Source organism: Streptomyces sp. NPDC006463 (assembly GCF_042870715.1).
Classification (GTDB): domain Bacteria; phylum Actinomycetota; class Actinomycetes; order Streptomycetales; family Streptomycetaceae; genus Streptomyces.
Genome location: NZ_JBIAHP010000005.1, coordinates 52,298 through 67,632, shown reverse-complemented (window position 1 = coordinate 67,632; position 15,335 = coordinate 52,298). Strand labels below are relative to the sequence as shown.

Annotated in this window: 14 protein-coding genes, 4 tRNA genes and 1 other RNA gene; 11 read left to right on the top strand and 8 right to left on the bottom strand. The window is 72.0% G+C overall.

Annotated elements, in window-relative coordinates:
• The first annotated feature begins 181 nt into the window (after positions 1 to 181).
• The 5 genes from ACFYOB_RS11235 (at position 182) to ACFYOB_RS11215 (ending at position 3,456) form a co-directional block, all read left to right on the top strand.
• Entirely contained in the window at positions 182 to 568 is a 387-nt protein-coding gene (locus ACFYOB_RS11235) for a hypothetical protein (protein WP_388557838.1), read from the top strand.
• A 187-nt stretch (positions 569 to 755) separates the two neighbouring features.
• A complete protein-coding gene (locus ACFYOB_RS11230; protein ID WP_388557835.1) occupies positions 756 to 1,097 on the top strand; it encodes a DoxX family protein in 342 nt (113 codons plus the stop codon).
• Positions 1,098 to 1,300: 203 nt separating this feature from the next.
• On the top strand, positions 1,301 to 2,230 hold the full coding sequence (locus tag ACFYOB_RS11225; protein WP_388557832.1) for a hypothetical protein: 930 nt from the start codon (positions 1,301 to 1,303) through the stop codon (positions 2,228 to 2,230).
• A gap of 513 nt (positions 2,231 to 2,743) precedes the next feature.
• Positions 2,744 to 3,031 (top strand): hypothetical protein, encoded by a 288-nt coding sequence (locus ACFYOB_RS11220; RefSeq protein WP_388557830.1) that lies wholly within the window; start codon positions 2,744 to 2,746, stop codon positions 3,029 to 3,031.
• Positions 3,028 to 3,456 (top strand): type II toxin-antitoxin system VapC family toxin, encoded by a 429-nt coding sequence (locus ACFYOB_RS11215; protein ID WP_388557827.1) that lies wholly within the window; start codon positions 3,028 to 3,030, stop codon positions 3,454 to 3,456. The genes ACFYOB_RS11220 and ACFYOB_RS11215 overlap by 4 nt, the downstream gene beginning before the upstream one ends.
• A 129-nt stretch (positions 3,457 to 3,585) precedes the next feature.
• Here ACFYOB_RS11215 and ACFYOB_RS11210 read toward each other — a convergent pair.
• A tRNA-Ser gene (locus ACFYOB_RS11210) sits at positions 3,586 to 3,673 on the bottom strand.
• A gap of 107 nt (positions 3,674 to 3,780) precedes the next feature.
• Here ACFYOB_RS11210 and ffs point away from each other — a divergent pair.
• The 6 genes from ffs (at position 3,781) to ACFYOB_RS11180 (ending at position 12,080) form a co-directional block, all read left to right on the top strand.
• Positions 3,781 to 3,879, top strand: an RNA gene (ffs, locus tag ACFYOB_RS11205) — signal recognition particle sRNA small type.
• Positions 3,880 to 3,943: 64 nt separating this feature from the next.
• Positions 3,944 to 6,139 (top strand): DNA polymerase III subunit gamma and tau, encoded by a 2,196-nt coding sequence (locus ACFYOB_RS11200; RefSeq protein WP_388557822.1) that lies wholly within the window; start codon positions 3,944 to 3,946, stop codon positions 6,137 to 6,139.
• A 61-nt stretch (positions 6,140 to 6,200) separates the two neighbouring features.
• On the top strand, positions 6,201 to 7,454 hold the full coding sequence (gene purD, locus ACFYOB_RS11195; protein WP_388557818.1) for a phosphoribosylamine--glycine ligase: 1,254 nt from the start codon (positions 6,201 to 6,203) through the stop codon (positions 7,452 to 7,454).
• Between the two features lie 299 nt (positions 7,455 to 7,753).
• The gene (locus ACFYOB_RS11190) at positions 7,754 to 9,415 is read left to right on the top strand and encodes a hypothetical protein (RefSeq protein ID WP_388557813.1); all 1,662 of its coding nucleotides are present in this window, start codon (positions 7,754 to 7,756) and stop codon (positions 9,413 to 9,415) included.
• A gap of 156 nt (positions 9,416 to 9,571) precedes the next feature.
• On the top strand, positions 9,572 to 11,059 hold the full coding sequence (locus ACFYOB_RS11185) for a N,N-dimethylformamidase beta subunit family domain-containing protein (RefSeq protein WP_388557810.1): 1,488 nt from the start codon (positions 9,572 to 9,574) through the stop codon (positions 11,057 to 11,059).
• 91 nt (positions 11,060 to 11,150) lie between these two features.
• Complete coding sequence (locus tag ACFYOB_RS11180; RefSeq protein ID WP_388557808.1) at positions 11,151 to 12,080, top strand: phosphoribosylaminoimidazolesuccinocarboxamide synthase; 930 nt, start codon at positions 11,151 to 11,153, stop codon at positions 12,078 to 12,080.
• Positions 12,081 to 12,127: 47 nt separating this feature from the next.
• Here the strand turns inward: ACFYOB_RS11180 and ACFYOB_RS11175 are convergent.
• The 7 genes from ACFYOB_RS11175 to ACFYOB_RS11145 form a co-directional block, all read right to left on the bottom strand.
• Positions 12,128 to 12,200, bottom strand: a tRNA-Gly gene (locus ACFYOB_RS11175).
• A gap of 22 nt (positions 12,201 to 12,222) precedes the next feature.
• Entirely contained in the window at positions 12,223 to 12,834 is a 612-nt protein-coding gene (locus ACFYOB_RS11170) for a response regulator (RefSeq protein ID WP_388557805.1), read from the bottom strand.
• Complete coding sequence (locus tag ACFYOB_RS11165) at positions 12,831 to 14,069, bottom strand: sensor histidine kinase (RefSeq protein ID WP_388557802.1); 1,239 nt, start codon at positions 14,067 to 14,069, stop codon at positions 12,831 to 12,833. Before ACFYOB_RS11165 ends, ACFYOB_RS11170 begins: the two co-directional genes overlap by 4 nt.
• Positions 14,057 to 14,227, bottom strand: coding sequence for a hypothetical protein (locus tag ACFYOB_RS11160; RefSeq protein WP_388557799.1), 171 nt, complete (start codon positions 14,225 to 14,227; stop codon positions 14,057 to 14,059). Before ACFYOB_RS11160 ends, ACFYOB_RS11165 begins: the two co-directional genes overlap by 13 nt.
• A 145-nt stretch (positions 14,228 to 14,372) precedes the next feature.
• Positions 14,373 to 14,448, bottom strand: a tRNA-Gly gene (locus ACFYOB_RS11155).
• A 77-nt stretch (positions 14,449 to 14,525) separates the two neighbouring features.
• Positions 14,526 to 14,597 (bottom strand) — tRNA-Gly (locus ACFYOB_RS11150).
• Positions 14,598 to 14,685: 88 nt separating this feature from the next.
• Positions 14,686 to 15,003, bottom strand: coding sequence for an Lsr2 family protein (locus ACFYOB_RS11145; protein WP_388557796.1), 318 nt, complete (start codon positions 15,001 to 15,003; stop codon positions 14,686 to 14,688).
• Between the last annotated feature and the right edge of the window lie 332 nt (positions 15,004 to 15,335).

Genomic DNA, 15,335 nt, shown 5'->3' with positions numbered 1-15,335 from the left:
GGCCGTGAGCCCCTGCCCGCGCGCCTGGGCGACCGGCGCCCCGGGCATTACCGGCGCCCCGGGCATTACCGGCGGGCGCTGGCAAGCCACGAGATCGAGGGGCATGCCGCGACGGACGGAGCGGGGCCCAATGGAAGAGCGACCACAACGGCGCCCAAAACCCCCTTCGAGGAGCTCTCCCATGGCCCGCACCACGATCCGCCGACTCGCCCTGATCACCGCCACCACGGCACTGGCCACAGGAGCCGCATCCCTCACCACCAGCGCGTTCGCCGCACCGGCCACACCCCAGACCACGGCGACCGCAGTTCTCACCGATGACAACGGAAGTGCCGTTGGCGGCGACAGCAACACCGGCGGTGACGCCACCCCCACCAGCGGCGACAACACCACCGTCAGCGGCGAGGGCAACGAAAACGGCGAGATCACCGTCAAGCCGAGGAAGCTCGTGACGAAGTCGAGCCCCGCCATCCACGTGGGCGGCAACCAGGCCGCCCCGCCGAAGCTGTACGCGACCAAGATGTCGGCCGTCCCGCTCTACATGACCGACATCCGCGCCGGGTTCTGACGAGTGGCACCACGACGTGCGGGGGGCGTGACCGGCTGAAGCTGGTCAGGTCCACCGAGATCTCGCTCCCGCCGCCTCCGGCCCTGGGGCGCTGAAATCTTTTTTCGCGAGCCGGTCACACTCCCGTGGCGCGGCGGGTCATTGGAGTGAGACGCACACAAGGGAATCCACCAGAGGAGCAGATCCCATGTCCACCACCGCTGTTGTCGTCACCCTCGTCGCCGCCTTCATGACCGGCTTCTCGGCGGTTTCGGTCTTCATCGGCGCCAAGTGGGTCGTCGAGCCCCTCGCCGAGTACGGCGTCCCGCGCACCTGGTGGACCCGGCTCGGCGCGGCCAAGGCCGCCGGAGCCGCGGGTCTGGTCGCGGGCCTGTTCGTCCCCGCCCTCGGCATCGCCGCCGCCATCGGCCTCGCCCTCTACTACACCGGGGCCGTCATCACCGTCGTGCGGGCCCGCTCGTACGCACACATCCCCTTCCCCGTCATCTACGCCGCCCCGGCCGTCGCCGCCTTCGCCCTCGGCTTCTGACGGACCGGCGGATCAACGCCGCGCCCACGCCCTGACCGTTCCCGCAACTCCCGAGGCCCGTTGGTGGGGTGAGTGTGGGCTGAACCGTTGACGCCTGCGCGAGGCACGCGCCTGCTCGCGACCGCGATCCCCACGATGACCGAGGTGGCCCGAGGGGATCCATCGCACATCGTTCGATCCGGTTGGGAGAAGGAGCGGCGCACATGAGTCCCGAGAACAGGACCAGGTCAGTACTCGGCCCGCTACCGAGGCGGAGCGGCTGGCTGACCGGCGGAACCCTCGCATCGCTCACCCTGGTCATGGCGGGGATCGCCGGCCCGGCGCTCGCCACGGCTCAGAGCATGCGGGCGGCCGAGACGGTCAACGCCGCGACCCCGACGGGCGGGGACCACTGCGAGGCGCAGCACACGAAGCCGGACCACGGCCGCAGAGCGGCGGCGGCCGAGGCCGGTCCGCGTGGTGGTGGCGGCGACGACTGCGATCAGGGCAAGCAGGGCCCGACGGGTCCGACGGGCCCCAGGGGCCCGAAGGGCGACACGGGTCCGGCGGGCGCGACCGGTGCGACGGGGAACACGGGTCAGACCGGTGCGACCGGTGCCACGGGTGTGACGGGGGACACGGGTCAGACCGGCGCGACCGGCGCCACGGGTGCCACGGGGGACACGGGTCAGACCGGCGCGACCGGCGCCACGGGCGGCACGGGTGGCACCGGCCCCGCCGGCGCCACGGGTGCGACCGGCCCGTGTAACGACGTCGACAGCTACATGCCCAGCAACACCGAGGCCTTCAGCGCCGCGCTCACCGACGGTCACGCGTACGGCGGCCGGGCATCGGCTCCCGGTCTCTCGCCTGCCTGGCAGGACTTCTCCGACATCGAGGGCTACCCGCTCGGGGAGGCCTGCGGGATCTCCATCGAGGGATTCGCGAACAGGGCGTTCATCAAGGTACTGACGGTGGACGGCCGGGTGTACCAGCTCGCCCTCGCCATCAACGGCACCGCCTTCGGCCCCGTCCCCGACGCGACCTGGACCGAACTCACGCCGGCCCCGGTCCCCGACTTCCGCCGCTCCAAGGGCGCCCACAAGGGCGCGTACAAGGAAGACCTCGCCTACTCGGGTCGCCCGGAACACTGAGACGCGATCACGGAACGCAGAAGGCCCCGGCCGGTTTCCCGGTCGGGGCCTTCAAGTGCCCGGTGCCAGGGCCGGGATTCCTCACGCACCTGAACTGCTCCGAACTGACGAGCCGTCGGTGGTGACACGCCAGGCCTCCAGAGCCTGGGCCGGTCCCTCCGATAAACGCCCCGTGTGGAAGCGTCCGGCTAGGGCGGCTGTGCTCTGCGTCATTCGCTGCCTTCGGTGGAGGGGACGACAGCTGATCTTCGCCATGTCCCAATAACGCGGTGCACGCGACCGGCTACAAGGCGGTGCTCCCCATTGTGTCCAGCCCGACAGCTTCGTTCAGGTGGTTCCAACCAAAGGGGCATCGTTGTCGCCGGCAGGGCGGCTGCCAGACACAGCCAGCGGCGACTCGGCGGTGGGTCCCGTCAAAGCTCGGATTCGGGTCGTTTACGACCCTCTCCCGGGCCGCCCGGCCTAGGGTGGTCATCAGGCACGAGCCCGTGACACAGCGTGGAGGAGCCGATCATGAGCACTGCCCCGAATCTGCCGCTCCCGCCGCGCAGGCCCGAGGAGTCCCGTCCTCAGTCCCATCCGCTACGGACGATCCGGGAGATCCGGGAGTCTCTTCCCGAGCACCAGCTTGGGCACTTCGATGCCGAGCTGGCCGACACCGACATCGATGCCTTGCCTGACATGCTTCACCGTTGGGCGACCCTGGGCAGCGACGGATTCCTTGAGCGGCTTGCGGCGGCCCCGTTCGAGGGTCTGGAGTTCGGGCAGCGGTCCTACGACGATGCGGCGGACGGCGAGTGATCTATCTGCTCGACACCAATGTGGTCGCCGAGATCACCACCCGGCCGAAGCCTGCCCCGGCCGTCGTCGCATGGGCTCGATCGATTCCCTCTCCTGCCCTCTACCTGAGCGTCATCACGGTTGCGGAGATCGAAGCAGGCATTGAGGGAACACCTGATCCGGTGTGGCGTACGGCCTTCGAGCGGGCGCTCACGGACATCCGCGATCAGTACCGCGACCGGATCGCCGCCGTCGGCGAGCGGGAGGCACGCGCCTATCTCGCTCTTCACCGGAGGCTCAAGAGTGCCGGAACCAGCATCGATCCCCCCGATGCGCTGATCGCCGCCACTGCTCTGGCGAACGGCTGGACGCTGGTGAGCCGCAACATCAAGCATCTGGCGCGATCAGGCGCACTCCTGCTGAACCCTTGGGAGTACGAGGGATAGGCCATAGAGGCCGAAACGCACGAAACGTCCGGTTACTAGGCAAATGAATGAGACGGGAACTGAGACCACGGAACGCAGAAGGCCCCGGCCGGTTTCCCGGTCGGGGCCTTCAAGTGCCCGGTGAGGCACTGGCGGAGGATACGAGATTCGAACTCGTGAGGGGTTGCCCCCAACACGCTTTCCAAGCGTGCGCCCTAGGCCACTAGGCGAATCCTCCGCCGCAAACAATACAAGACGTTGAGGGGTGCTCGCGAACGTGATCGTCCGCGGGAGGGCAGGTCGGGGCCGGGCTCGATTCCAGGGGTGTCCATCCGCTAGGGTGGGCTCAGCCCCTCACGTGGCGCTATCTCACCCAACTCCCCCAGGGCCGGAAGGCAGCAAGGGTAAGTGGGCTCTGGCGGGTGCGTGAGGGGCGCTTTGCGTTCCGGGGGCCTTGGTGGGCGCCGGCGGGCCGCCGTTGTCGGCGGGCCCGGATAACCTCGTAGACGTGTCGTCCCTTGCGCTGTACCGCCGCTATCGCCCCGAGTCGTTCGCCGAGGTCATCGGGCAGGAGCATGTCACTGCCCCGCTGATGCAGGCCCTGCGGAACAACCGGGTCAATCACGCGTACCTGTTCAGCGGGCCGCGCGGGTGTGGAAAGACGACCAGCGCGCGCATCCTCGCCCGCTGCCTGAACTGTGAGCAGGGTCCCACCCCGACCCCGTGCGGGGAGTGCCAGTCCTGCCGCGACCTGGCCAGGAACGGGCCGGGGTCCATCGACGTCATCGAGATCGACGCCGCCTCCCACGGTGGTGTGGACGACGCCCGTGACCTGCGGGAGAAGGCCTTTTTCGGGCCCGCCTCCAGCCGCTACAAGATCTACATCATCGACGAGGCCCACATGGTCACCTCGGCGGGCTTCAACGCCCTGCTGAAGGTGGTCGAGGAGCCGCCGGAGCACCTCAAGTTCATCTTCGCCACCACGGAGCCGGAGAAGGTGATCGGGACCATCCGGTCCAGGACGCACCACTACCCCTTCCGGCTGGTTCCGCCCGGCACCCTGCGGGACTACCTGGGCGAGGTCTGCGGGCGCGAGGGCGCCAAGGTCGAGGACGGCGTGCTGCCGCTCGTCGTGCGCGCCGGCGCCGGGTCCGTGCGTGACTCGATGTCCGTGATGGACCAGCTGCTCGCCGGCGCCGCCGACGACGGTGTGACATACGCCATGGCCACCTCGTTGCTCGGGTACACCGAGGGGTCGCTGCTCGACTCCGTCATCGACGCCTTCGCCGCCGGTGACGGGGCCGCCGCCTTCGAGGTCGTCGACCGCGTCGTCGAGGGCGGGAACGACCCGCGCCGGTTCGTCGCCGACCTGCTGGAGCGGCTGCGCGACCTGGTGATCCTGGCCGCCGTGCCCGACGCCGCGGAGAAGGGGCTGATCGACGCCCCCGCCGATGTCGTGGAGCGGATGCAGGCCCAGGCGTCCGTGTTCGGGGCCGCCGAGCTGTCACGGGCCGCCGATCTCGTCAACACCGGCCTCACCGAGATGCGCGGCGCGACCTCGCCGCGGCTGCAGCTGGAGCTCATCTGCGCCCGCGTGCTGCTGCCCGCCGCCTTCGACGACGAGCGGTCCTTCCAGGCCCGGCTCGACCGGCTGGAGCGCAGCGGGCCGCCGGCCGCCGCCTTCGCCGCGCCGCCCGCCATGGGCTACGTACCGGGTCCCGAGGCGCACGCAATGGCGCCCGCCGGTCCCGGCGGGGGCGTCGCCGCCGCGCGTGCCGCCGTACAGGCCCCCGCGCCGGTTCCGGCCGCCGCGCCGGCCGCCGCCCCCGAGCCGGTACGGGCTCCCGCGCGGCCGGAGGCGCCGGTTCACGCCGCTCCCGCCGAGGCCCCCGCCCCCGCTGCCCCCGCCCCCGGGGCTTGGCCCGGAGCCGCACAGCCCGGCAGCGGCGCCCCCGGCGCCTGGCCGGGAACCGCCGCCCCGGCCGCCCCGGCCCCGGTCACCTCGGCTCCGGTCACCTCGGCTCCGGCCGCTGGTGCTTGGCCGAGCGCGGCCGCCCCCGGCCAGGGAGTGCCGGCCGCGCCCGCCCCCGCCCAGCAGGCCCCGGCCGCCGCCGCTCCCGCCGCCGCGCCCTCCCCCGGCATGGCCGCCGGCGCCGGACAGGTCCAGGCGATGTGGCCCGGCGTCCTGGAAGCCGTCAAGAACCGCCGCCGCTTCACCTGGATCCTGCTCAGCCAGAACGCCCAGGTCACCGGCTTCGACGGAACCACCCTCCAGCTCGGCTTCCCCAACGCCGGCGCCCGCGACAACTTCGCGAGCAGTGGCAGCGAGGACGTGCTGAAGGCCGTCCTGGCCGAGCAGTTCCAGGTCAACTGGAAGATCGACGCCGTCGTCGGCGGCGGCTCGCCCGCCCCGCTCCAGACGTCCTCGTACGCCGCCCCGCCCGCGCCCGCCCCGGCCTACAGCCCGCCGCCCCAGGCGCCGTCCGCCCCCGCCCCGCAGCCGCCGCAGTACCAGCAGCAGCCGCCCCAGCAGGCGGCCTCCGCCCCGCAGCCCCCCGTACAGCAGGCGCCCCCGCCGGTCGCCCCCGAGGACGACTTCGCGGAGGAGGACGATCCCGACCTCGTCGAGAGCGCCCTGACCGGACACGACCTCATCGTGCGCGAGCTCGGAGCGACCGTTGTGGAGGAATACACGAATGAGTAGTCCCTCCTGATTGGGGTGGCCGCACGAAACCGGCCGCGCCGTCCGGGCTAGTCTGAGCAGCGTGAAGGTCCTCGTCATCGGCGGCGGCGCCCGCGAACACGCCCTGTGCCGCTCTCTGTCCCTCGACCCCGACGTCTCCGCGCTGTACTGCGCTCCCGGCAACGCCGGCATCGCCGAGGTGGCCGAGCTCCGCCCGGTCGACGCCCTCGACGGCGATGCCGTCGCCGCTCTCGCCACCGAACTCGGCGCCGACCTGGTCGTCGTCGGCCCGGAGGCCCCGCTGGTCGCCGGGGTCGGCGACGCCGTGCGCGCCGCCAGCATCCCCGTCTTCGGCCCGTCCGCCGAGGCGGCCCAGCTGGAGGGCTCCAAGGCCTTCGCCAAGGACGTGATGGCCGCGGCCGGGGTCCCGACCGCGCGCAGCTACGTGTGCACCACCCCGGAAGAGGTGGACGCCGCCCTCGACGCCTTCGGCGCCCCGTACGTCGTCAAGGACGACGGCCTCGCGGCCGGCAAGGGCGTCGTGGTCACCGAGGACCGCGCCGCGGCCCGCGCCCACGCCCTCGCCTGCGACCGGGTGGTCATCGAGGAGTACCTCGACGGTCCCGAGGTCTCGCTCTTCGCCATCACCGACGGCGTCACCGTCGTCCCGCTCCAGCCCGCGCAGGACTTCAAGCGGGCCCTGGACGGCGACGAGGGCCCCAACACCGGCGGCATGGGCGCGTACTCCCCGCTGCCCTGGGCCGACCCCAAGCTGGTCGACGAGGTCATGGAGCTGGTCCTCCAGCCGACCGTGGACGAGCTGCGCCGCCGCGGCACCCCCTTCTCCGGGCTGCTCTACGCGGGCCTCGCCATCACCAGCCGCGGGACCCGGGTGATCGAGTTCAACGCCCGCTTCGGCGACCCCGAGACCCAGGTGGTCCTGGCCCGGCTGCGCACCCCGCTCGCGAGCGTGCTGCTGAACGCCGCCAACGGCACCCTGGACGCCGAGCCGCCGCTGAGCTGGCGCGAGGACGCGGCCGTCACCGTGGTCATCGCCTCGCACAACTACCCCGAGACCCCGCGCACCGGCGACGTCATCGAGGGTCTGGCCGACGTGGCCGCCGAGGACGGACCCGACGCGTACGTGCTGCACGCCGGGACCCGGCGCGAGGGCGACGCGGTCGTCAGCGCGGGCGGCCGCGTGCTGTCGGTCACGGCGACCGGTTCCGATCTGGCGCAGGCCCGGGAGAAGGCGTACAAGGCGGTGGCGCGGATCCGGCTGGACGGCTCGCAGCACCGTACGGACATCGCCGCCAAGGCGGCCGAAGGACGCTGACCAGCGGCTCCGCCGACCCGCGGGCCCGGTGCGCACGAGGTGCGCACCGGGCCCGCGGGCGTGTCCGTGCGTGTAGGCGTGCGAGTGCCTTCATCCTCGTTCGAACGCACCCAGCTTTACCCAAAGCCATTCCATCGGGTGATCGTCACCCGGTCCGCCTGACGGCCGGGCGTACCCCAACTAGGGTGCGATGCCAAGCATTCCGGCACTTGGCCCACCGGCATTGCGATGTCAGTGGCGGGTGTCACAGTGGGGGAGTGAGCAAAGCCGCCGCAGGGCAGAGGGGGTGAGGTCCGGCCGTGTCCGGAACCGGTTCGATCATGGAAGTGGGCGTGCCGTCCGCGCGGTCCCGCGCCCTGGCCGTGCTGCGCGTGCGCAGCAGAGCCCTGGCCGTCGGGCTGCTGCCCGCCGCCCTCGCGGTAGTGCTGGTGACCGCCCGGATGACGGGTCGGCTGGCCGGTGACCCCTGGCCCGCGGTGACCCTCGCCGTGTGCGCCGTCGCCGCGCTGGTCCTGCTGGCCGGCGGGGTCTTCGCAGCCGTGGTGCTGCGGGCCGGCCCCGCCGTGACGCCGACGGTGCCGGTCCCGGAGGCCGCCGCCCCCGATCTCTACCGGCTGGTGCGGGACCTGGCCGACCGGATGGACGTACCGCCGCCCTCCGCGATAGCCCTGACGCCGGACTGCGACAGCTGGCTGGAGGACCGCACGCACGCGGCCCACCGCCGCGGCGGCGCGCGAACGTTCGCCGGCATATCCGGACCCGCCGGCCCGGAGTCCGAGCCCGGCGCGGCTCCCGTGCTGGTGATCGGCTCGCCCTTCCTGTGGTGGATGCGGGTCGCGGAGCTGCGGGCGGTCCTCGCGCCGGTCGTCGCGGGTACGGGACCTTCCGCGCATCCGGACATAGCCGACGCGCGCGGCTTCGTGCGCGGCCTGGACGCCGCCGTGGACGTGGGCGGCAGGCCCGGTCTGGGCTGGATCGCCGGGCCCGCCCGGCTGCTGCTGCGGCTGTGCCGGGCGGATGCCGCCGAGATGGAACGCGGGGTGGCCGTGGCTGCCTCGGAGCGTGCACAGGGTGTGGATTACGGACTGCGCATCGTCGCCCAGGAGCAGGTCGGTCTGGCCTACGCGGGCTGGGACCGGCTGCTGACCCGGGTCGCGCTGCCCGCCTGGCGGATGGGCCGCTGGCCGGCGCATCTCGACGCCGGGGTGGTCTCCGCGCTGACCGAGCTGTCGCGGCGGGACCGGCTGGCCGAGGGGTTCACCTCCCGGCTCGGTGAGCGCCCCGCCTGTGACCTGCTGGAAGAGCCCGGGGTGGTCGACGAGGCGGCCTCCCTGCTGGCCGCGCGGCTCTTCCACGGCGGTCCGGCCGAGGCCGGTCCGGACTGGTCCCCGGTGGACTGGACGGCGTATCCGGAAGAGGTCGTGGACCGCAAGTGGCGCACGGAGGCGGCCCGGCTGCACGCGGCGCTGGACGCCCTGGCCGCCCCGGCGGGACTGCCGGTCGGCGCCGCCGGTTCGGGCGCCGCCGCCGGACCCACACTGGAGCGGGTTCTGGGCTATCTCACCGACCGGGCCGGCGAAGGCGCCGCCGGGGAGGCGCTGGCCGGACGGCTCAGCGGCGACCTGGCCCGCGAGGAGCGGGCCGCCGGTCCGTCCACCGGGGCCGGGAAGGCGCGCGGAGCGGACGCCGTACCGCTGTTCCCGCTCCAGCCGCCGCGCAGCGGCCGGGACCTGCTGGCCGACCACGTCACGGCGATGGTGTGCTGCGCCGCCGTCGACTCGGCCGGGGCCGCGCCCGGCCTGGACTGGCTCGACGGCCCGATCCTGCTGATCGGCGGCGACCGCCGGTCCGACCTGGCGCCGCGCGTGCTGTGCCTGGTCGAGGACGGGGACCCGGATCCCCTGCGCGACTGGCTCGCCGACCTCGGCGTCCGCCCGGAGAAGCCCGTCCGCCTGGTCTGACGGCCCCCGCCCCGGAGAGCGACGGATCGCACAGGCAACCGGATCTCAATGTTCCGATCACGTCAATTCGCGACGAACGGTGACGGACTACATGCGTTATGTGATGTGCTGGGCCCGATGCACGCCCGTTCGGGGGAGCGAAGGAGGGGAACGGTCATGGGAGCGGACCAGATCCGGCGTTGGGAGTCAGGTGCGCTCGCGCACGCGGTGACGGACCCCTTCGGGCAGGGCCCCCTGCCCTGGTTCCGCGGCAGCGAGCTCTACTTCGACGACACCGGCCAGGTCGTGCCCTGGTACGTGGACCCGGCCGCCGCGGCCGCCGGCACCGGCCAGATCCCCCGCGCCCGCGGCGCCGGCGGCCCTCGTACGGCCGACGACGTGCACCGGCAGATCAAGGGCTTCTCCTCCACCGGCGCCGTGGCCCCCGGCGAGGCCATCGACTTCCACATCACCGTCGACCCGCCCCAGCAGTTCTCGGTCGACGTCTACCGCATCGGCCACTACGGCGGCGACGGCGCCTCCAAGATCACCACGAGTCCCCGTCTGTCAGGCATCGTGCAGCCGACCCCCCTGGCCGCCGACCGCACCGTCTCCTGCCACCACTGGTGGCTGTCCTGGCGCCTGCAGGTCCCGTCCTACTGGAGCGTCGGCGCGTACGTGGCCGTCCTCACCACCGCCGACGGCTACCGCTCCCACATCCCCTTCACGGTCCGCGACGACCACCCCGCCGACCTCCTGCTCCTGCTCCCCGACATCACCTGGCAGGCGTACAACCTCTACCCGGAGGACGGCCGCACCGGCGCCAGCCTGTACCACGCGTGGGACCAGGAGGGCCGGCTGCTCGGAGAGCAGGACGCGGCCATCACCGTCTCGTTCGACCGCCCCTACGCGGGCGCGGGCCTGCCCCTGCACGTCGGCCACGCCTACGACTTCATCCGCTGGGCGGAGCGCTACGGCTACGACCTCGCCTACGCCGACACCCGCGACCTGCACGCCGGCCGCGTCGACCCGACCCGCTACCGCGGCCTGGTCTTCCCCGGCCACGACGAGTACTGGTCCGCCCCCATGCGCCGCACCGTCGAGCGCGCCCGCGACCACGGCACCTCGCTCGTCTTCCTCTCCGCCAACACCATGTACTGGCAGGTCGAGCTCGGCCCCTCGGCCTCAGGGGTCGACGACCGGCTCCTCACCTGCCGAAAACGCCGCGGCCCCGGCCGCCCCAGCCTGTGGCGCGAGGTCGACCGCCCGGAACAGCAGCTGCTCGGCATCCAGTACGCGGGGCGGGTCCCCGAGCCCGCGCCCCTGATCGTCCGCAATGCCACGCACTGGCTCTGGGACTCCACCGGCGCCGGCGAGAACGACGAACTGCCCGGCCTGGTCGCGGGCGAGGCCGACCGCTACTTCCCGCGCACCCAGCTCCCCGAGCACCAGGACCGGATCCTGCTCGCGCACTCCCCGTACCTCGACGGCGAGAACCACCGCCGCCACCAGGAGACCTCGCTCTACCGGGCGCCCAGCGGCGCGCTGGTCTTCGCGTCCGGCACCTTCGCCTGGTCCCCGGCGCTCGACCGCCCCGGCCACGTCGACGAGCGAGTCCAGCGGGCCACCGCCAACCTCCTCGACCGGATCTGCAAGAGGGACTGACCGACGCCCGGGACGGACACCCCCTGGACGGGGCGGACGACCAGGTACGGGAGAATGGGTTTGCGCTCGTACAGACCCACAGGGAGATCCCGTGTCCGGATTCGTCGAAAAGCCCGAGCCGGTTGAGGTTCCCGGCCTCGTCCACCTCCACACCGGCAAGGTGCGCGACCTCTACCGCGACGAGGACGGCCGCCTCGTCATGGTCGCCAGCGACCGGATGTCCGCCTTCGACTGGGTGCTGCCCACCGAGATCCCGGACAAGGGCCGCGTCCTCACCCAGCTCTCCCTCTGGTGGTTCGACCAGCTCGCCGACCTCGTCCCGAACCACGTCATCTCCACCGACCTGCCAGCCGGCGCCCCCGCCGACTGGGCCGGCCGCACGCTGGTCTGCCGCAACCTCGACATGGTTCCCGTCGAGTGCGTTGCCCGCGGCTACCTGACCGGCTCCGGCCTCGCCGAGTACAAGCAGACCCGTACCGTCTGCGGGCTCGCCCTCCCCGAGGGCCTCGTGGACGGCTCCGAGCTGCCCTCGCCGATCTTCACCCCGGCCGCCAAGGCCGAGGTCGGCGAGCACGACGAGAACGTCTCCTACGAGGAGGTCGCGCGCACCACCGGCGCCGAGACGGCGGCCCTGCTGCGCCAGACCACCCTGGCCGTCTACAGCCGCGCCCGGGACATCGCCCGCGAGCGCGGGATCATCCTGGCGGACACCAAGTTCGAGTTCGGCTTCGACCCGAAGGACGGCACGCTGGTCGCCGCCGACGAGGTGCTGACCCCGGACTCCTCCCGCTTCTGGCCGGCCGACCTGTGGGAGCCGGGCCGTACCCAGCCCTCCTTCGACAAGCAGTTCGTCCGCAACTGGCTGTCCTCCCCGGCCTCCGGCTGGGACCCGAAGGGCGAACTGCCGCCGCCGGCCCTCCCGCAGGAGGTCGTCGAGCAGACCCGCGCCAAGTACGTCGAGGCCTACGAGCGGCTGACCGGCCTGACCTGGACGGAGACGACCGGGATCACCCCGGCCTGAGACACGAAGAAGCCCCCGGTCGAGGACCGGGGGCTTCTTCCTTACAGAGCGGACAACGCGACTCGAACGCGCGACATCCACCTTGGCAAGGTGGTGCTCTACCAACTGAGCTATGTCCGCAAGCGCCGTAAGGCGAGACCTACTATACCCAACCTCGCTCCCGTGCGAGACGCACTGCCGTGTGCCGGTTCTCGGCGCCCAGCTTCGACGCCGCCGAGGACAGGTAGTTCCGTACGGTCCCCTGCGACAGCGAGGCCCGCTCGGCGATCTCCGCGACGGGCGCGCCGTCCGCCGCGAGTTCCAGCACCTCCGCCTCCCGCGCGGTCAGCGGCGAGTCCCCCGCGCTGATCGCGTCGGCCGCCAACTCCGGGTCCACGTAACGCCCTCCGGCGTGCACGGTCCGGATCAGCTCGGCCAGCCGCTGTGCCGATACGGTCTTCGGCGCGAAGGCCCGCACCCCCGCCGCCAGGGCCCGCTTCAGGTGGCCGGGACGGCCGTGACTCGTCACGATCATGGTCTTGCAGTCGGGGAGTTCGGCCCGCAGCGATGTGGCCACACTCACACCGTCGGCGCCCGGCATCTGCAGGTCCAGCACCGCCACGTCCGGCCGGTGCGCCCGCGCCATGGCGAGGGCCTCGGGCCCGGAGGCCGCCTGGGCGACGACCAGCAGGTCGTCCTCCAGGGCCAGCAGGGCGGCCAGCGCCCCGCGGATCAGGTGCTCGTCGTCGGCGAGCAGTACGCGTACGGGGCTCACGCCCGCACCTCCAGTCGTTGCGCGTGTCCGCCGGGTATTTCGGCGCACAGCCGGAAGCGGCCGCCTGCAGCCGGTCCCGCCTGCAGGGTTCCGTCCACCACCGCGAGCCGTTCCCGCAGCCCGGCCAGCCCCGATCCGGGGGGACCTGCGGGCGTTTCGGGAGCTCCGTCGTTCTCCACCACCAGGGTCACCGGACCCGCCTGCGGCGCCGTCAGCCGGATCACGCAGCTCTGAGCGTCCCCGTGCCGCAGGACGTTCGTGGTCGCCTCGCGCACCACCCAGCCGAGCGCCGACTGGACCTCGGGCGGCAGCTCGTGCCCGGCCGCCTCGAAGTCGACCCTGCAGTCCATTCCGGCCGCCCGCAGCACCCCGCGCGCGCCCTCCAGCTCCACGACGAGGTCCGCCTCCCGGTAGCCGCGCACGACGTCGCGCACCTCCCGCTGGGACTCCTGGGCGATCCGCTGCACCTCGATCATCTGGTCCACGGCCTCCGGCCGTTCGCGCCGTGCCAGCTGGACCGCCAGCTCGCTCTTGAGCGCGATCACCGCCAGGTTCCGGCCCATCACGTCGTGCAGGTCCCGGCCGAAGCGCAGCCGCTCCTCGGCGACCGCGAGGCGTGCCTGGAGCTCGCGGGACCGGTCCAGTTCGTAGACCGTCTTCAGCAGCCATGCCGAGAACGCGCAGGTGGTGCTGAAGAGCAGATTGCCGAGCAGCACAGCGACCGCGTAGCCCAGCGCCTCCCCCGGCGCCAGGCCGAGCGCGAGCACGGCCACGGCCGTACCGGCGGCCACGGCCGGGGCGACGCACCAGATGAGCTTCACCGACCGCAGGGACAGGACCAGCGAGCCGGTGGCGAAGCAGGTGAGCCCCGAGACCAGCGACGGCGCCACGGACGGGTCGAGTCTCCCGGTCGCGCGCAGCGCGAGGACGCCGAGCGCGGCCGCACCCGTCGACAGGGCCAGGGCCGCCGCGAGCCGGGTGGGGCGTTCGCGCCGCCCCACCACCCAGTGCAGGGCCCTGGAGGAGTGCCCCGCGCACAGCACCGCGTGGGTGCACGCCATCAGGGAGAGCGATACCGGCAGCAGCGGCGAGGTCCTCTCGGCCGCGCCGGTCAGCGGGGCCAGCCCGATCCCCAGGAGTTCCATGACCCCGAAGAAGTGGAACGACCAGCGCGTGTACAGCTCGACCTTCCCGGCGGTGGTGCGGTTCTTCCACCACCCCTTCAGCTTCGGCATGCCGCCCGTCCCCCGGATCTTTCTTCTTGCCCGCCGCGCGGTTCCCGGCGGAACCACCGTGGATCAGCAAACACGGTGATCATGATCCGGGCCAGTGCGGTGAGCGCGGTCCGGTGGCGCACCGGCAGCGCGGGCCGGCCGGCCGCGGTGTCGGTCATGACCCAAGCCTCGCGGCGCACGGACGGGCCCGGCAGTGCGCGCCGTCACGATCCGCGATGACATTTGTCAGGGAAGATCTGAAGCCGCAAAGGCCGGGGACACACGAAGAAGGCCCCGGTCGTAATGACCGGGGCCTTCTCCTTATGGAGCGGACGACGCGACTCGAACGCGCGACATCCACCTTGGCAAGGTGGTGCTCTACCAACTGAGCTACGTCCGCATGTACTGCGTGCACTGCCTTGGCAATGCGTGCATCACTCTACCTGATCCACGGAGGTGGCCGGTAAACCGATGCAGAGCGGGTGACAGGAATCGCACACTGCGCCTTCCCCCTGGAAGGGGGACGTTCTACTACTGAACTACACCCGCACGACCTTCGGGGCTCTGACCTGCGGCCTGGCCCCTCGGCGTGATCCACACACTAGCCGACACAGGGGGGTGGATGGCAAATCGGCCCTCAGTGAGCAGCGTTGTAGGCCTCGTAGATCTTCTTGGGGATGCGGCCGCGGGGCGGGACCTCGTACTGGTTGGACCGGGCCCAGGCCCGGACGACCGCCGGGTCGGGTGCGATGGACGTGTGCTTGAAGGTCTTCCCCGAACGCGACTGGCGGCGGCCGGCGGCCACGAACGGCTCCAGGCCCTTCCGCAGTTTCTTTGCGTTGGCCGCATTGAGGTCGATCTCGTACGACTTACCGTCCAGAGCGAACACGACCGTTTCCGCCGCTTCTCCGCCGTCGATGTCGTCGGAGAGCGTTACTACTACGCGCTGCGCCACGGATATCGGTCCCTTCGGTGCGACGCCGCCACCTGCTGACGTGCGGCGATGTCGCCTGTGTGGATGTTTCGGAGCAATGCATCTTTCCGCCCCCGTTGTGAAGCGGCGAAATGCTGTCCCGCGGGGTGATTCCTTTGTACCCCGATTCTCATTGCATTGCGAAGCCCAGTTAATTCTCTCCGCGTGTCCCGCCGCAATCCCGGACGCGTGTTTTTCCTGGTGATTTTGCGAAGCGTTGGTGAAGCCAAACCGGCCGGTGATCGCGCCCCGGAGATATCTACCCGCGTAGAAATTTCGGCCGGGTACGCTGATGGAACCGCCTTCGCACCAAC

What these genes read in the sequence shown, in the direction of transcription:
- ACFYOB_RS11225 (WP_388557832.1), top strand. Translation starts at nt 1,301, where the DNA reads ATGAGTCCCGAGAACAGGACCAGGTCAGTACTCGGCCCGCTACCGAGG.
- ACFYOB_RS11165 (WP_388557802.1), bottom strand. Translation starts at nt 14,069, where the DNA reads ATGCCGAAGCTGAAGGGGTGGTGGAAGAACCGCACCACCGCCGGGAAG.
- ACFYOB_RS11220 (WP_388557830.1), top strand. Translation starts at nt 2,744, where the DNA reads ATGAGCACTGCCCCGAATCTGCCGCTCCCGCCGCGCAGGCCCGAGGAG.
- ACFYOB_RS11160 (WP_388557799.1), bottom strand. Translation starts at nt 14,227, where the DNA reads ATGACCGACACCGCGGCCGGCCGGCCCGCGCTGCCGGTGCGCCACCGG.
- ACFYOB_RS11185 (WP_388557810.1), top strand. Translation starts at nt 9,572, where the DNA reads ATGGGAGCGGACCAGATCCGGCGTTGGGAGTCAGGTGCGCTCGCGCAC.
- ACFYOB_RS11230 (WP_388557835.1), top strand. Translation starts at nt 756, where the DNA reads ATGTCCACCACCGCTGTTGTCGTCACCCTCGTCGCCGCCTTCATGACC.
- ACFYOB_RS11235 (WP_388557838.1), top strand. Translation starts at nt 182, where the DNA reads ATGGCCCGCACCACGATCCGCCGACTCGCCCTGATCACCGCCACCACG.